14 protein-coding genes are annotated in these 14,097 nt (G+C 69.0%); 6 read left to right on the forward strand and 8 right to left on the reverse strand.

Annotated features, from left to right (window positions below):
* Positions 1-144: 144 nt before the first annotated feature.
* Complete coding sequence (locus tag ABD116_RS29470) at positions 145-1,179, forward strand: LLM class flavin-dependent oxidoreductase (RefSeq protein ID WP_343977450.1); 1,035 nt, start codon at positions 145-147, stop codon at positions 1,177-1,179.
* Here ABD116_RS29470 and ABD116_RS29475 read toward each other — a convergent pair.
* The 6 genes from ABD116_RS29475 to rpsB all read right to left on the reverse strand — a co-directional run bounded on the left by ABD116_RS29475 (position 1,169) and on the right by rpsB (position 6,042).
* The gene (locus ABD116_RS29475) at positions 1,169-1,777 is read right to left on the reverse strand and encodes a GNAT family N-acetyltransferase (RefSeq protein ID WP_343977453.1); all 609 of its coding nucleotides are present in this window, start codon (positions 1,775-1,777) and stop codon (positions 1,169-1,171) included. The genes ABD116_RS29470 and ABD116_RS29475 overlap by 11 nt on opposite strands.
* 31 nt (positions 1,778-1,808) lie before the next feature.
* Entirely contained in the window at positions 1,809-2,642 is an 834-nt protein-coding gene (locus ABD116_RS29480) for a phosphatidate cytidylyltransferase (protein WP_343977456.1), read from the reverse strand.
* A complete protein-coding gene (frr, locus tag ABD116_RS29485; protein ID WP_425552180.1) occupies positions 2,642-3,196 on the reverse strand; it encodes a ribosome recycling factor in 555 nt (184 codons plus the stop codon). The genes ABD116_RS29480 and frr overlap by 1 nt, the downstream gene beginning before the upstream one ends.
* 119 nt (positions 3,197-3,315) lie before the next feature.
* Complete coding sequence (gene pyrH, locus ABD116_RS29490) at positions 3,316-4,077, reverse strand: UMP kinase (protein WP_425552178.1); 762 nt, start codon at positions 4,075-4,077, stop codon at positions 3,316-3,318.
* A 52-nt stretch (positions 4,078-4,129) separates the two neighbouring features.
* Complete coding sequence (gene tsf / locus ABD116_RS29495) at positions 4,130-4,948, reverse strand: translation elongation factor Ts (RefSeq protein WP_343977458.1); 819 nt, start codon at positions 4,946-4,948, stop codon at positions 4,130-4,132.
* 134 nt (positions 4,949-5,082) lie between these two features.
* The gene (gene rpsB, locus ABD116_RS29500) at positions 5,083-6,042 is read right to left on the reverse strand and encodes a 30S ribosomal protein S2 (protein WP_343977460.1); all 960 of its coding nucleotides are present in this window, start codon (positions 6,040-6,042) and stop codon (positions 5,083-5,085) included.
* A gap of 328 nt (positions 6,043-6,370) precedes the next feature.
* Between rpsB and ABD116_RS29505 the strand changes: the two genes are divergently transcribed.
* A complete protein-coding gene (locus ABD116_RS29505) occupies positions 6,371-7,291 on the forward strand; it encodes a peptidoglycan DD-metalloendopeptidase family protein (protein ID WP_343977463.1) in 921 nt (306 codons plus the stop codon).
* Between the two features lie 23 nt (positions 7,292-7,314).
* On the opposite strand, the gene ABD116_RS29510 is transcribed toward ABD116_RS29505, so the two are convergent.
* On the reverse strand, positions 7,315-7,794 hold the full coding sequence (locus tag ABD116_RS29510; protein ID WP_343977465.1) for an RrF2 family transcriptional regulator: 480 nt from the start codon (positions 7,792-7,794) through the stop codon (positions 7,315-7,317).
* A gap of 31 nt (positions 7,795-7,825) precedes the next feature.
* Entirely contained in the window at positions 7,826-8,767 is a 942-nt protein-coding gene (locus ABD116_RS29515) for a tyrosine recombinase XerC (protein ID WP_343977468.1), read from the reverse strand.
* 136 nt (positions 8,768-8,903) lie between these two features.
* Between ABD116_RS29515 and ABD116_RS29520 the strand changes: the two genes are divergently transcribed.
* From ABD116_RS29520 to dprA, 4 genes are all read left to right on the forward strand, one after another.
* A complete protein-coding gene (locus ABD116_RS29520) occupies positions 8,904-10,529 on the forward strand; it encodes an APC family permease (RefSeq protein WP_343977471.1) in 1,626 nt (541 codons plus the stop codon).
* 89 nt (positions 10,530-10,618) lie between these two features.
* Positions 10,619-10,975: a YraN family protein gene (locus ABD116_RS29525; protein ID WP_343977474.1), complete on the forward strand. Its 357-nt coding sequence runs from the start codon at positions 10,619-10,621 to the stop codon at positions 10,973-10,975.
* Entirely contained in the window at positions 10,975-12,552 is a 1,578-nt protein-coding gene (locus ABD116_RS29530; RefSeq protein WP_343977477.1) for a YifB family Mg chelatase-like AAA ATPase, read from the forward strand. The genes ABD116_RS29525 and ABD116_RS29530 overlap by 1 nt, the downstream gene beginning before the upstream one ends.
* Entirely contained in the window at positions 12,549-14,081 is a 1,533-nt protein-coding gene (gene dprA / locus ABD116_RS29535; protein ID WP_343977480.1) for a DNA-processing protein DprA, read from the forward strand. Before ABD116_RS29530 ends, dprA begins: the two co-directional genes overlap by 4 nt.
* Positions 14,082-14,097 lie beyond the last annotated feature (16 nt).

Below are 14,097 nucleotides of genomic sequence, written 5' to 3' on the forward strand. Positions count from 1 at the left end.
GGTGTTTTCGCAGGTCAGCGCGTTGTCATCAGATTTCCATCACCCTCTGGGAGCCGTGAAAATATCACCGCCAATTTCGACGCAGATCGAAACCGGCCGCTGTCACCGGGGAATGGGGACCTGGGTGGGCCAGTTGGACTCTTCATGGATTCACTGGCCGGTACTGCGCTCGCGGGGGTCCCGTTGTCGGTCCTGGACCGGTCGCGGACCCGGGCGGGCGAGACAGAGGCGGAGACGCTTCGGGGAACCGTCCAGCTGGCGCGGCAGGTCGAGGAGCTCGGGTACCACCGGTTCTGGGTGTCCGAGCATCACAGCGTGCCGGGGGTGGTCGGGTCGGCTCCTACTGTCCTGGCGGCGGCGGTGGCGGCTTCCACGTCTCGCATCCGCGTTGGCACTGGTGGAGTGATGCTTCCCAATCACCAGCCATTGGTTGTGGCGGAGCAGTTCGGCGTACTGGAGTCGCTGTTCCCGGGGCGGATCGACATGGGGCTCGGGCGATCAGTGGGCTTCACCAACGGGATCAGGCGGGCGCTGGGCGTCGAGAAGGACGCGGCGGAGGACTTCAGCGACCAGGTGCGGGAGCTGCTCGGGTACTTCACCGGTACTCAGCAGAACCATCCGCAGGTCCATGCACGTCCGGGCGAGGGCCTGACCGTGCCGCCGTTCGTGCTGGCGATCGGGGAAGGCGCTGTGCTCGCAGCCTCGCTCGGACTACCCCTGGTGATCGCTGGGGTCAAAGGCGAGCAGGAGCTGCTGAGCCTCATCGACCGCTACCGCACCGACTTCCAGCCGTCCGCTTGGGCGGGTGCGCCTTACGTCGTGCTGGCTGCCACAGTGGCCGTGGCTGCGACTGGTGAAGCGGCTAGGCGACTACTGCTGCCTGAGGCCTGGTCCAGTGCGTACTCGCGGACCCGTGGCGTGTTCCCGCCGCTGCAGTCGATCGCCACGGTGCTGGAGCTCGACATGACCGAGAAGGAGCGCGGGTTCTTCGAGCAGTCGCTCAGCGGGCAGATCTACGGCACGCCTGCGGAGGTGGATGCCGCGCTGGGCGGGTTGGTGCAGCGGACGGGCGCGGACGAAGTACTGATCACTACGAACACGTACGACCGCGCCGATCTGCTGGAGTCCTATCGGTTGCTCGGCGAGCTGGCTGGACTCAGGAGCCTCACTAGCCGCTGATCCGGTCCTGGAGCTTCTTGCGGACGTCCGGCCACTCGTCGGCCAGGATCGAGAAGACGACGGTGTCACGCCAGGAGCCGTCGGCCAGCTTCATGTGCCGGCGGAGAACGCCCTCACGCGTCGCGCCGAGCTTGGCGATCGCGGCCTGGGAGCGGGTGTTGGCGAGGCCGGTCTGGATCTTCACCCGGCCGAAACCGCAGTCCTCGAAGGCGTGCTGGAGCAGCAGGAGCTTCGCCGCGGGGTTGACCTTCGTGCCCCAGACGGCCGGTGCGTACCCGGTGTAGCCGAGGTGGGTGCGCTCGTTGTGGAGATCGACGTCGGCCAGGCTCGACGTGCCGACGACGGTGCCCTCGGCGCCCAGTTCGCTGTCGGCGGCCAGGCGGACGACGTACGCGACGCGGTTGGCAGCCGCGGGGATCCACGTCTCGCGCATGTGGCCGACGCTGGCCGGCATCGCGGCCGGCCCGCCGCCGAATCCGCCGGCATAGACCTGCTCGCTGGCGATCGCGGCGTACAGGGAATCGATGTCCGAGGCAACGAGCCGGTCCAGCCGGACGATGTCACCGTGCAGGGAGCGGCCGTCGGGTGCGATGGTCATACGGCCATCGAACCCGGCGGCGCCGCCTACGTCAAACGAGTAGATGCAGCAACAGCCAGGCCGCGGGAGCCGTTGCCAGCAAGGAATCCAGCCGGTCCATCACGCCGCCGTGACCCGGCAGCAGGTTCGACATGTCCTTGATCCCGAGGTCGCGCTTGATCATCGACTCGGCCAGATCGCCGACCGTCGCGGTCAGCACCGCCACCGCGCCGACGATCGCGCCGACCCACCAGGGGCCGTCGAGCAGCCAGACCACGGAGCCGATGCCGGCGCCGATACAAGCCAGCGTGGAGCCGGTGAACCCTTCCCAGGACTTCTTCGGGCTGATCGTCGGCGCCATCGGGTGCTTGCCGAACAGCACACCGGCCACGTAGCCGCCGACGTCGCTGGCCACGACGACCAGGAAGAAGGTCACCACCCGCTTCGGGCCGTCGTGGTCCGGCTGGACGAGCAGGATCGCGAACCCGGCCAGCAGCGGCACGTACCCGATCAGGAACACGTTGGTGGTGACGTCGCGGACGAAGCCGATCGAACCACCGGGCATCCGCCAGAAGATCGTCGCCAGCACGGTCAGCGCCATCGCGATCAGCAGGGCGAGCGGGCCACCGTAGTACGCGGCGACCAGCATCGCCGTCGTACCGGCGAACAACGGGATCCGGGACAGCTTGGCGCCGCTGGCGTGGAACACGCGGACCAGCTCGTCGACGGCCGCGATGACCGCGGCCAGCACGACGAGCACGAACAGAGCCTTGTACCAGAAGAGCGAACCGATGATGACCGCACCGAGACCGACCCCGACACCGATCGCCGCGGGCAGGTTGCGCCCGGCGCGGCTCGGCGCGGGCGTGCTCTGGTCGACGCCCATCACACCTCGAGCAGTTCGGCTTCCTTGTGCTTGAGCAGCTGGTCGATCGAGTCGACGTACTTCTTCGTCATCCCGTCCAGCCGCTTCTCAGCACTCTTGCCCTCGTCCTCGCCCGCCTCGCCGTCCTTGACCGACTTGCCGATCGAGTCCATCGCGTGCCGGCGGATGCTGCGGACCGAGATCTTGGCGTCCTCGCCCTTGGTCTTGGCGACCTTGATGTACTCCTTGCGGCGGTCCTCGGTGAGCTGCGGCATGGTCACCCGGATCACCGAGCCGTCGTTGCCCGGGTTGACGCCCAGGTCGGAGTCGCGGATGGCCTTCTCGATCGCCGCCATCGCGCCCTTGTCGTACGGCGAGATCAGGACGGTCCGCGGGTCCGGCACCTGGAAACCGGCCAGCTGCTGCAGCGGCGTCGGCGAGCCGTAGTAGTCCGCCACGATGTTCGAGAACATCGACGGGTGCGCGCGGCCGGTGCGGATCGCGGCGAAATCGTCCTTGGCGACCTCCACGGCCTTCGCCATCTTCTGCTCGGCTTCGCGGAGTGCTTCGTCGATCACGACATTCCTCGCTTCCTCGGGGCCGCGTCGGTGCGGCCTGATCCAACCCTACGAACGCTGGTTTACACCACGACGGACCTGGGCCCGTGTGTTGGCCGTGATCTTAGTGCGTGTGACTACTGCCCCGGCGAGACGACCGTCCCGATCTTCTCACCCCGGACGACGCGGGCGATGTTGCCCTCCTCGAGTCCGAAGATCACGATCGGCAACGCGTTGTCGCGGGCCAGGCTGATCGCGGTGGCGTCGGCCACCCGCAGCCCGCGGGACAGGAAGTCGTCGTACGACAATTGGTCGAACTTGACCGCGTCGGGGTTCTTCTTGGGGTCGGAGTCGTAGACCCCGTCGACGCCCTGCTTGCCCATCAGCAGCGTCTCGGCGCCGATCTCCAGCGCGCGCTGGGCGGCGACCGTGTCGGTGGAGAAGTACGGCATGCCGGAACCGGCGCCGAAGATCACCACGCGGCCCTTGGACAGGTGCCGGTCGGCCTTGCGCGGGATGTACGGCTCGGCGACCTGGCCCATCGTGATGGCGGTCTGGACCCGGGTCTCGACACCCAGCTTCTCCAGGAAGTCCTGCAGCGCCAGGCAGTTCATCACCGTGCCGAGCATGCCCATGTAGTCGGCGCGGTTGCGCTCCATCCCGCGCTGCTGCAACTCGGCGCCGCGGAAGAAGTTGCCGCCACCGACGACCACCGCGACCTGTACGCCGGAGCGCACCACCTCGGCGATCTGCTTGGCGATCGAGTTCACCACGTCGGGGTCGACGCCGAGCTTGCCGCCGCCGAACACCTCACCCGACAACTTCAGCAGCACCCGGCGATAGGCCGGGTCGAACGGCTCGGAGGCCGGATTCGTCTCGGTACCCAGGGTTTCCGTCACGACTCCGGCCTCCTCGTCGACTGCGTTGACTAGCTGTTCGGTCGGTGAACCGTCAGGCTCCGACCTCGAAGCGAGCGAACCGCTTGACGGTCACGCCGGCCTCGTCGAGGACCGCCTTCACGGTCTTCTTGTTCTCCTGGACCGAGGACTGCTCGAGCAGCACGACCTCCTTGAAGAAGCCGTTCACCCGGCCCTCGATGATCTTCGGCAGCGCCTGCTCGGGCTTGCCTTCCTCGCGGGCGGTCGCCTCGGCGATCCGCTTCTCGCTCTCGACCGTCTCGGCCGGGACCTCTTCGCGGGTGGTGAAGAGCGGACGCATCGCGGCGGCCTGCATGGCGGCGCCCCGGGCGGCCTCGGCGTTGTCGCCCTCGAACTCGACGAGCACGCCCACCTGGGCCGGGAGGTCGGCCGCACGCTTGTGCATGTACGCCGCGACCTTGCCGTCGAAGACGGCGACCTTGCCGAGCTCGAGCTTCTCACCGATCACCGCGGCCAGCGCCTCGATGTTCTCCGCGACGGTTTTGCCGTCGGCCAGCTTCTCGCTGAGCAGACCCTCGACGTCGCCGACCTTGCTGGCGGCGGCGTGCGCGACGATGTCGGCCGCGAGCTGCTGGAACTGCTCGTTCTTGGCGACGAAGTCGGTCTCGCAGTTGAGCTGGACCATCGCGGTCTCCGCGGCGGCGACCAGGCCGTTGGTGGCGGAGCGCTCGGCGCCACGCTTGGCGGCCTTGGCGGCGCCGTGGATGCGCAGCTCCTCGATCGCCTTGTCGAAGTCACCGTCGGTGGTCTCGAGTGCCTTCTTCGCGTCCATCATGCCCGCGCCGGTGGCGTCGCGGAGCCGCTTCACGTCAGCGGCGGTGTAGTTCGCCATTCCTCGATCTCTCAGTCTTGTGTGGTGCGTCAGCTGATGGGATTCGCCGCACGGGCCGGGCCGGCGGCTTTGTCACCGCCGGGCGCCGGGCTGCCGTAGTACGGCGGCTCCGGCTCCCTGCGGTGACAGACCGGTCAGGCCTCGGTCTTCGGCGCCTCGTCGGCAGCCGGCGCCTCGGTCGCCTCAGCGGCCGGGGCCTCTTCGGCAACCGGAGCCTCGGCGGCGGGGGCCTCGACAGCGGCCTCGGCGGCCGGGGTCTCGACGGCGGTGGCCTCAGCGGCGGGGGCCTCGGCGGCCTTCGCCTCCGTGGTGGCGCCGTTCTGGCTCTCCAGCAGCTCGCGCTCCCAAGCAGCCAGCGGCTCCTCGGCACCCAGCTCCTCGCCGGCCGCGGCCGCGCCCTGGCCACCGCGCGACATCAGACCGTCGGCGACGGCGTCGGCGACCACGCGGGTCAGCAGGCCGACCGAACGGATCGCGTCGTCGTTGCCCGGGATCGGGAAGTCGACCTCGTCCGGGTCGCAGTTGGTGTCCAGGATGCCGATGATCGGCAGCTTGAGCTTGCGCGCCTCGTCGACGGCGAGGTGCTCCTTCTTGGTGTCGACGATCCAGACAGCGGCCGGAACGCGGCCCATGTCGCGGATGCCGCCGAGGGTCTTGAGCAGCTTGTCGTGCTCGCGACGCTTCTGCAGCAGCTCCTTCTTCGTCACACCGGAGGCGGCGACGTCGTCGAAGTCCAGCAGCTCGAGCTCCTTGAGGCGCTGGAGCCGCTTGTTGACGGTCTGGAAGTTGGTGAGCATGCCGCCCAGCCAGCGCTGGTTCACGTAGGGCATGCCGACCCGGGTCGCCTGCTCGGCGATCGCTTCCTGGGCCTGCTTCTTGGTGCCGACGAACAGGATCGCGCCGCCGGAGGCGACGGTGCTCCGGACGAACTCGTAGGCGCGGTCGATGTACGACAGCGACTGCTGCAGGTCGATGATGTAGATGCCGTTGCGCTCGGTGAAGATGAATCGCTTCATCTTCGGGTTCCAGCGACGGGTCTGGTGCCCGAAGTGGACGCCGCTCTCGAGCAGCTGCTTCATGGTCACGACGGCCATGAGGTGTTCCTCCTGTCGTGCCGGCCCGGCGTTGCACACTCGGACGGCACAGTCTCGGTTGTCCCGCAGCGGACCGGGTTTGGTCCGTTGCGCCTGACACCCGCGCGCACCGACCCCGAAGATCCGGGACCGAGTGGTGCGCCCCCACCGCCACCAGGGTTGCTGGAGTCAGTCTCGGGACATGCGGGCGTGCGAAGTCGCCCCACTCACGTGGGACGCCACCAAAAGTCTACGGGAAACCCGCCACCCAAACCTAACCGGCCCCACTTGTCCACACCCCCACAGATTCCCAGTCCCCATCCCCCACCTCCAACGGCACATTCCCTGTATGACCTTCACCCTCCTCGCCGCCGTCGCCCTCCTAGCCCCGGCCACCCCCACCAACCCCGCCCCAGCCACCGCCCTGACAGCCGCCGCGCCCGCCGCCATCACAGCCTTGGCCACCCCGGCAACCCTCCCCTCCTGGGCCACCCCGGCGCCCCTCCCAGCCTGGGCCACCCCCGCGACCCTCCCCGCCTGGGCCACCCCCGCGCCTGCCCCTCCGACCGCCGCTCCGGCGCAGCCGGCTGCGGTCTGGCCACTCTCTCCTCGCCCCGAGGTCGTGCGCGGCTTCGCGCCCCCGCCCAAGCCCTGGCTCCCCGGCCACCGCGGCCTCGACCTCCGCGGTTCTCCCGGCCAGCAGGTCCGCTCCGCCACCTCCGGCACAGTCACGTACGCCGGTCCCCTCGCCGGCCGCGGCGTCATCGTCATCGCCACCGGCCCGCTCCGCACCACCTACGAACCGGTCATCCCCACAGTCCGCAAAGGCACCCAAGTCACCCCAGGCACCCCACTAGGCCACCTCTCAGCAGCCGCCTCCCACTGTGCCCCAGCAACCTGCCTCCACTGGGGCCTACTCGAGTCCACCACCTACCTGAACCCGCTTTCCCTACTCCCCCACCACCCAGTCCGCCTACTGCCAACGACCCCAGCCGACCCCAACGCCCCAGTCCCAGGCCCACCCGCACCCCGCCACGACAGCGCGCCCATCCAAGCCACCCCGCCAACAGCCATGCCTGCGGAGCTCCCTCCGCCACGCCCAACTACCCCGCCAACAGCCCAACAGCCGGCCGACTCACGCATCCCACGCCGGCAGGCCTCTCCGCCGGCCGTTGAGGCCTCACCTCGCGGCGGTTTCGCCTCCAGCGTGGTCGTCGGTCTGGCCGCCGCAGGCACGCTCATCGGCAGCCTCCTGATCCGGCGGCACTGATGCCCCGCCGAACCGACCCCGGATCAGCTCCCCGGGACCCGCGCCTGCCAGGCGTCTTCGTCCTTCGAGCGACGCTCGACACCAGCCGGCAGCTTGCCCTTGGCCAGGTCGGTCAGCGTCGTGTGCTCCAGCACGTCCCGCAGGCTCGCCCGCGCGGCGATCCACACCCGCTGCAGCACGACCGCCCGCTCGTTGTACGCGACGCTCTCGGGCCGCACTCCGGAGATGCTCACGATCGGCCCGTCCACCGCCCGCATGACGTCGGCCACGGACACCTCGTTCGGGTCGACGGCGAGCTTCCACCCGCCCGACTGACCACGCTGGCTCGACAGCACACCCGCCCGCCGCAGGTCGGCGAGGATCCCCTGCAGGAACCCGTGCGGAATCCCCTGCGCACGACTGAGCTCCTCGGCAGACACCACCGAGGGATCGTTCGCCACCCATCGCTGGGTGATCTCGATCAGCGCCCGCAACGCATAGTCAGACTTCGCCGAAACCCGCATACTCCGCAGTCTGCCGTATCGAGGCCCCAGGTCAGGCGCGTGGATGCGCTTGTTCGTAGGCGCGTCGCAGCCGATCCCCCGACACGTGCGTGTAGATCTGGGTGGTCGCCAACGAAGCGTGACCGAGCAACTCCTGCACGCTGCGCAGATCCGCGCCGCCTTCGAGCAGGTGGGTCGCGGCCGTGTGCCGCATCCCGTGCGGCGACAGGTCCGGCGCGTCGACCGCCGCCATCCGGGCGTGCACGAGCCGCCGTACGGTCCGCTGATCGATCCGTGCCCCCCGGGCTCCGAGGAACAACGCCGGCCCGCTCCCGGGCCGGAACAACTTCGGCCGCGCCCCGTCCAGCCACCCATCCAGAGCAACCCCTGCCGGTACGCCGTACGGCACCGACCGTTCCTTACGGCCCTTGCCGAAGACGCGGATCACCCGCCGGCCCGCGTCGACGTCGTCGACATCGATGGCGCAGAGCTCGCCGACCCGGATACCCGTTGCGTAGAGCAACTCCATGATCGCCAGATCGCGGAGCCCGACCGGGCTGCCGTCGTCCGCGGCGACCGCCGCGGCGTCGAGCACCGCCCGCGTGTCGGCCTGCCCCAGCACGCCCGGCAGCGACTTGTGCGGCTTCGGGCTGGCCAGCAACGCGCCTGGATCGGTCTCGATCCGCCCGGTCCGCTGCGCCCAGGCGGTGAAGACCCGGGCGGCGGTCGCGCGCCGCGCGATCGTGGTCCGCGACTTGCCGAGACTCTGCTGCTTGGCCAGCCAGGACCGCAGACCACGAATATCGAGACCGCTCAGATCATCGTGACCAAGCCGAGTCAAATGATCGATTAAATCCATCACATCGCCCATGTAGGCTCGGACGGAATGTTTGCTGAGGTCTCTTTCCGCCGTCAGATGCCGTTCGTAGTCAGCCAGTAACACAGCGAAATCTTCCGCCCTGGAAGGCGTTGCGCTGACCTCGTCGGGCACCATGTCCTGACCATGCGGGAGTGGCAGCGGCATCGCAAGCCACCGCGCGGCAGATACCTGAGGAGGTCTGGCCCGAATCCCCACTGGTCGACTACTGTTCGGCCCGATTGCCCTAGTAGCAACGGAGGCACCCCTGACCATGGCCCCCTCAGCGAACGGACAGACCGTAGGCCGGCGCCTGCCGGTCGAGTCGGCGTTCACTCGAGTCGAGGATGCGCGGCACCGTCTGCCGCGCCTGTTCGGTCGTCGCGACCTAGTCGTTCTCGGACTAGGTGTGATGATCGGGTCCGGCATTTTCAGTCTCAGCGGAAAGCAGGCGGCCAACGTCGCCGGCCCCGCGGTGATTGTGTCGTTCCTGATCGCGGCGGTGGTTTGCGTACTGGCTGCGGCCTGTTACGCCGAACTGTCGTCGACGATCCCCGTCTCAGGTAGCGCGTACACCTTCAGCTATGTGACCTTCGGCGAGATGTGGGCCTGGCTGGTCGGATGGGCGCTGGTGCTCGAGCTCGTGACCGCGGCGGCCATCGTGGCGCGCGTCTGGTCGGCGTACTTCCTCGCGACCCTGGACGGATTCGGCGTCACCCTGCCCGCCGGCGTGGCCCAGTTCTTCGGCCCCGACGCCAAGCTGAACCTGGTCGCGCCGCTGTTGCTGCTGGTGCTGACCGCGCTGATCGTCACCGGCACCAAGCTGTCGTCCCGCGTGCTCACCGTCGTGGTGCTGGCGAAGGTGGCGGTGATCCTGCTGGTCGTCGTCGTCGGCGCCACGCACATCAACTTCGACAACTACAAGCCGTTCGTCCCCGACGCACGACCGGCCCCGGCAACGGCCAGTCCGACCCTGCTCAGCTGGATCCTGGACTCCTCGTTCGGCTCGTTCGGCCTGATGGGCATCTTCACCGCGGCCAGCTCGATCGTCTTCGCCTTCATCGGATTCGACCTGATCGCGACCGCGTCCGAGGACGCCCGCAGCCCGCGCAAGACGGTCCCGCAGGGCATGCTGCTCGGCGTCGGCGCCGTCACGATCCTGTACGTCGCGATGGCGGTCGTCCTGGTCGGGATGCGCCCGTCCAGCCAGCTGGGCGGCGCCGCACCGGTGTCGGAGGCGATGTCGGCCGTCGGCGAGGGCTGGGCGGCCAACGTGGTCAATCTCGGGGCCTTGCTCGCCTTGATGACGGTGATCATGGTCGTGTTGATCGCACAGAGCCGGGTGCTCTTCAACATGGGCCGTGACGGCCTCCTGCCGAAGAGCCTGGGCCGGGTCAGCCGGGTCTACTCCTCGCCCGCCCGTGCGGCCACCGCGGCCGGTGCGGCGGCGATCGCACTGACGCTGTACCCGAAGGTCCTCGACCTCGAGGAGCTGCTCGTCATCGGCGCGCTGTTCTGCTTCGCGTTCTGTGCGGTCGGAGTGCTGACACTGCGGCGTACCGAGCCGAACCTGGAGCGTGGCTTCCGGGTCCCGATGGTGCCGTTGATCCCGCTGCTGTCGCTGGCCGCGACGCTGTGGCTGATGCTCAACCTGCGGACCAGCACCTGGACGAAGTTCGCGATCTGGATGGCGGTCGGCCTGGCCATCTACGGCCTCTACGGCCGCTGGCACAGCCGGCTGGCCAACGAGGACAGCTGGGACTTCGACATCGGCGACACCGACCCGGGCACGGGCGGCCTGCAGGCGATCCGGAGCGAGCACGACTCCGGCGAGCTCCGGGCGGTCCGGACGCCACCACCGTCGAAGCAATCGACGCGCGGCAAGCACATGCGTAACTGACGACTTCGGGGCCTGTTTTCCACAGGCCCCGAAGTCGTTTTCGTAGTCGGCGAAACCTCGGCATGTTCTTCAGCCGGAGGTGGTCATCGATGCGAACCACGGAAGCGGTCGGGAAGTACGGCGAAGATCTCGCCGCCAGGTACCTCGTGGCGAACGGCTTCACGATCCTGGAGCGCAACTGGCGGTGCGGCCAGGGCGAGATCGACATCGTCGCCCGGGAGAACCGGACCCTCGTCGTCTGCGAGGTGAAGACCCGGCGCGGGCTGGGCTACGGCAGCCCGCTCGAGTCGATCACGTACCGCAAGCTCAGCAAGCTGCGCCAACTGGTCGGCCACTGGCTGCGGGAGCACGAGGTGCGCCCTGGCGAGGTCCGGATCGACATCGTCGCCGTGCTCCTGCCGTACCGCGGCGCGCCCAGCGTCGACCATGTCAGGGGCGTGGCCTGATGCCGCTCGCCCAGGCCTGGTCCGTCGCCCTCGTCGGCCTGGAGGGCCACCTCGTCGAGATCGAGGCCGATATCGCCCAGGGCCTGCCGAAGACCACGCTGATCGGCCTGCCCGACACCTCGCTGTCCGAGGCCCGCGACCGGGTCCGGGCCGCCGTCGTCAACAGCGGCGAGAAGTTCCCCGACCGCAAGGTGACCATCGGCCTGTCCCCCGCGACCCTGCCGAAGACAGGCTCGCATTACGACGTCAGCATCGCCTGCGCGCTCCTCGCGGCCGCCGGCGTGGTCGACAACGCACGCCTGCGCCACGTGGCGATCATCGGCGAGCTCGGCCTGGACGGGCGGATGCGAGAGGTTCGCGGCGCGCTCGCGATGACGCTGGCCGCCTCCCGATCGGGCTTCGAACGCGTCATCGTCCCCGAACTGAACGCGGGCGAGGCACGGCTGGTGCCCGGGATCGAGGTCTACGGGATGCGGTCACTGCGCCAGGTGCTCGCGCTGCTCCGCCAGACCGAGATGCCCGACGAGGACCCGCCACGGGCGGAGCCCCGGCTCATCTCCGAGTCGCTCACCCGGGTGCCGGAGGTCGATCTGCACGACGTCCTCGGCCAGCGCGAAGGACGCAAGGCGATCGAGGCGAGCGCCGCCGGCGGCCATCACATCTTCCTGCACGGCCCACCAGGCTCGGGCAAGACGATGCTCGCCGAGCGTCTGGCGGGCCTGTTGCCCGACCTCAGCACCGACGACTCCCTCGAGGTGTCCGCAGTCCACTCGCTGGCCGGCCTGCTCACCAACGACGCCGAGCTGGTGGTGCGACCGCCCTTCATCGCCCCGCACCACACTGCGTCCCTGCCCAGCCTCATCGGTGGCGGCTCCGGCATGCCCCGCCCCGGCGCGATCAGCTGTGCGCATCGAGGCATTTTGTTCATAGATGAAGCTCCCGAAATGCACCCTCTGACCCTCGACACGCTGCGCCAGCCGCTCGAGTCGGGCTTCATCGAGGTTCACCGGGCAGCGGCGGTCGCGAAGTTCCCAGCCCGATTCCTGCTGGTCCTCGCCGCCAACCCCTGCCCCTGCGGACTGGCCGGAACTCCGAACAACGTCTGCAACTGCACCCCGCAAAATCTCAACCGCTACCGCCAGCGCATCAGCGGCCCGATCAAGGACCGGATCGACATCCAGCGCCAGATCCTCCCCGCCGCCCGCGGCGAAGGCGAAGCCGACCGCCCAGAATCCACCGCCCAGGTCGCCGCCCGGGTCCGCCTGGCCCGCGAACGCCAGGCCCACCGCTACCAAGGCACCGGCTGGACCCTCAACAGCGAGATCCCCGGCCCGATCCTGCGCCGCGAATACCCCATCGACGATTCCAGTCAACGCCTTCTGGAAGACCTCTACGCCGCCGGCCGCCTCACCGCCCGAGGCTTCGACCGAGTCTCCCGCGTCGCCTGGACCCTCGCCGACCTAGCCGGCGCCCCCATCCCCACAGTCCCCCTGACCCACACAGCCTTCCAACTCCGCACCGGCGTCCCACTAACCCCACTAACCAACGACCGCCCCCTCAGAAAGCTCACCTCATGACCACACCACCCCCGTCCCCGACCACTCCACACGCAACCACCACCCCCGCCCCGGACGAGCACGCTCTCCGCCAGCCAGCCGCCACCTACGAACACAACCGTTCCTGCGAGCCCGCCTTCATGCGCGACCGCCCTCCTCCGCACGAGCCAGCCTCCGCACCCAAGCGCACACCGAAGGACGACCACCCACGCCCGGACAAGCCGACCCACATCGACGCGCACATACCTCCGCGCGAGCCGACCCACATCGACGAGCGCACGCCTCTGAGTGAGCCGCTCTTCGTCAGCGAGCGCTCGTCTTCCCACCGGGCAACGGACCTGGGCGACCGCACGCCTCCGCACCGGACGGGGCCGGCGGATGGATGTACGTCTGTCGCCTCGGGTGGTGATGGGACGGATGAAGTTGATGCGGAGCGGCTGGCTCGGGCCGGGTTGGTTCGGGTGGTGGAGCCGGGGGATCCGGCAGCGATCACAGCATTTGAAGGGATGGACGTGTTGGAGCTGTGGGAGGCGTTGCATGAGAAGCGGCCGATGTTCGAGCGGTGGTCTTCGCGGGTGGCGGAGGCGCGGCCGGAGATTGATCTGGAGCGCGCGGCGGCGGCTGGCGCACGGTTCGTCATCCCAGGTGATGACGAGTGGCCCGAGCAGGTGGAGGTGCTCGCCGACGCCGGGCTCCAGAGTCGTCGGGGCGGCGTGCCGTTCGGGCTTTGGGTTCGCGGTCCGGCGCAACTGCGGGAGACGTTGGCCAAGTCTGTTGCCGTGGTGGGTGCGCGTGCCTGTTCGGCGTACGGCGAAAACGCAGCCGGCGAACTGGCTGCGGGGCTTGCCGATGAGGGGGTGACAGTCGTCTCCGGCGGCGCCTATGGCATCGATGCCGCCGCCCACCGCGGAGCCCTCGCAAGCGGCGGTCCGACCGTTGCTGTACTCGCGTGTGGAGTCGATGTCAGCTACCCCAAGAGCAACACCGCTCTCTTCGACCGAATCGCCGAAACAGGCTTGCTGATCAGCGAACTCCCGCCCCGCTGCTCCCCCACAAAACTACGTTTCCTGGCCCGCAACCGACTCATCGCTGCAACAACCCTCGGCACCGTCGTAGTCGAAGCCGCCATCCGCAGCGGCGCCCTCAACAGCGCCGGCTGGGCCGAACAATGCGGCCGCCAGGTCCTAGCCGTCCCCGGCCCCATCACCTCGCGAATGTCCGAAGGCGTCCACCTCCTGATCCGCGAACGCAACGCCGCCCTAGCCACGAACGTCGCCGACATCCTGGAGGTAATCTCCCCGATCGGCACCCACACCACCCCCTACCCCCACGCCCCCACCACGATCACCGACCACCTGGACCACGACCTGAGTCGCACCCTGGACGCCGTCCCCGTACTGCGCCCCGCCCCCGCCACCCGCATAGCCACCACCGCCGGCCTAGACCTCGACACCACCCAAGAATGCCTAGAAACCCTCGCCGACTCCCACCTAATCGAATACACCCCCACCGGCTGGCGCCTCTCCCCCACCCACCGCCAATCCCTCTAACCACCCCCTCGTCTTT

It is taken from the genome of Kribbella koreensis (assembly GCF_039525325.1).
GTDB lineage: Bacteria > Actinomycetota > Actinomycetes > Propionibacteriales > Kribbellaceae > Kribbella > Kribbella koreensis.

Excerpts from the sequence above, each read along its gene's own strand:
- ABD116_RS29480 (WP_343977456.1), bottom strand. The coding sequence starts at position 2,642 with ATGGGCGTCGACCAGAGCACGCCCGCGCCGAGCCGCGCCGGGCGCAAC.
- rpsB (WP_343977460.1), bottom strand. The coding sequence starts at position 6,042 with ATGGCCGTCGTGACCATGAAGCAGCTGCTCGAGAGCGGCGTCCACTTC.
- ABD116_RS29510 (WP_343977465.1), bottom strand. The coding sequence starts at position 7,794 with ATGCGGGTTTCGGCGAAGTCTGACTATGCGTTGCGGGCGCTGATCGAG.
- tsf (WP_343977458.1), bottom strand. The coding sequence starts at position 4,948 with ATGGCGAACTACACCGCCGCTGACGTGAAGCGGCTCCGCGACGCCACC.
- dprA (WP_343977480.1), top strand. The coding sequence starts at position 12,549 with ATGACCACACCACCCCCGTCCCCGACCACTCCACACGCAACCACCACC.
- ABD116_RS29475 (WP_343977453.1), bottom strand. The coding sequence starts at position 1,777 with ATGACCATCGCACCCGACGGCCGCTCCCTGCACGGTGACATCGTCCGG.
- ABD116_RS29515 (WP_343977468.1), bottom strand. The coding sequence starts at position 8,767 with ATGGTGCCCGACGAGGTCAGCGCAACGCCTTCCAGGGCGGAAGATTTC.
- ABD116_RS29505 (WP_343977463.1), top strand. The coding sequence starts at position 6,371 with ATGACCTTCACCCTCCTCGCCGCCGTCGCCCTCCTAGCCCCGGCCACC.
- ABD116_RS29470 (WP_343977450.1), top strand. The coding sequence starts at position 145 with ATGGATTCACTGGCCGGTACTGCGCTCGCGGGGGTCCCGTTGTCGGTC.
- ABD116_RS29530 (WP_343977477.1), top strand. The coding sequence starts at position 10,975 with ATGCCGCTCGCCCAGGCCTGGTCCGTCGCCCTCGTCGGCCTGGAGGGC.
- ABD116_RS29520 (WP_343977471.1), top strand. The coding sequence starts at position 8,904 with ATGGCCCCCTCAGCGAACGGACAGACCGTAGGCCGGCGCCTGCCGGTC.
- ABD116_RS29525 (WP_343977474.1), top strand. The coding sequence starts at position 10,619 with ATGCGAACCACGGAAGCGGTCGGGAAGTACGGCGAAGATCTCGCCGCC.